Below are 881 nucleotides of genomic sequence, written 5' to 3'. Positions count from 1 at the left end.
CGCCTCATTGAGCTCCATGCACAGTCACGAAGGTTCTGAAACCCGATCATCTTGGCGACAATGTTGAGGAATGAGCTCATGGTCTGCCTGCTTCGCTTTGACCCGAGGCTCACCAGATAGGCGACGGCGGGGTTGTCCTGGATGTTCCGGAGCGAGCTCGATGACGGCAACAGTTCACCGCGAATGGTTTGTTCTGCCGGAACATTCACTTTCGCATGTGAAACTAGCTCTTCCTTGTCATTGTTCGTGTCGTGCAAAGTCACCTCCGAAGTCCGACCGCAACGAGAAGCAAATCCCATATTTTGAGATGAAGAGGCAGCTCCTCCTCTATATGCTGCGTTTCGTAGCTTTGTATCAGCGATTCAAACTTGGTTGGATTGCACAGCAATTCGTAAACTGTTCGGTTGGGCTTGGTGATCGGCTTATTCGGAGTGAATCCATGTTTGTTCTGGAGGTACAGAGCTACCGCGCCACTTCTGGATTCTCCGTAATAGCAATGAACGAAGATCTGATCGATACCGCTACCAACCAATCCATCCAGGAAGGTGGACAGCTTTTCAGCCTGGGATGAGTCAATGTAAGAGGCGTAATTCATCCGGAACGCTGCCTTCATCGTGTGGATGGTGTTCTCAGAATAGCCGCCGTCATAGAAGCTATCGCGGTACAACTGCTCCCACTGTCCGAGAGCGGCAGGGGACTTGTCTGGGTCAGTTATGGAGATCATGGCCGCACCGGCAACTGGCTCCAGCCTTTCGGCCTCAGACTGGCTGATAAAGGTAACTTTTTTCATCGGCCCCTCCTACATCATACGACGAGCACAAGGATGAGAAGCCATAAGCTCACGGGCCTGGCGCTCGCCTTCGTCAGTACCGACCGGAGCG

1 protein-coding gene and 1 pseudogene are annotated in these 881 nt (G+C 52.7%); both read right to left on the bottom strand.

Going from position 1 to position 881, the window contains the following annotated elements:
- Positions 1–257 (bottom strand): annotated as a pseudogene (locus BHE89_RS18845) (tyrosine-type recombinase/integrase); the annotation flags it as partial.
- Positions 258–259: 2 nt separating this feature from the next.
- A complete protein-coding gene (locus BHE89_RS18840; RefSeq protein ID WP_069369951.1) occupies positions 260–790 on the bottom strand; it encodes a protein-tyrosine phosphatase family protein in 531 nt (176 codons plus the stop codon).
- Positions 791–881 lie beyond the last annotated feature (91 nt).

Source organism: Shigella sp. FC1967 (genome assembly GCF_001743005.1).
In the GTDB taxonomy this organism is placed as follows: domain Bacteria; phylum Pseudomonadota; class Gammaproteobacteria; order Enterobacterales; family Enterobacteriaceae; genus Proteus.
The sequence above is the reverse complement of the archived record's forward strand: the minus strand, read 5'-3'. Positions and strand labels throughout refer to the sequence as shown.

Bases quoted from the DNA above. Each gene is read 5' to 3' on its own strand.
- BHE89_RS18840 (WP_069369951.1), bottom strand. From the start codon at position 790: ATGAAAAAAGTTACCTTTATCAGCCAGTCTGAGGCCGAAAGGCTGGAG.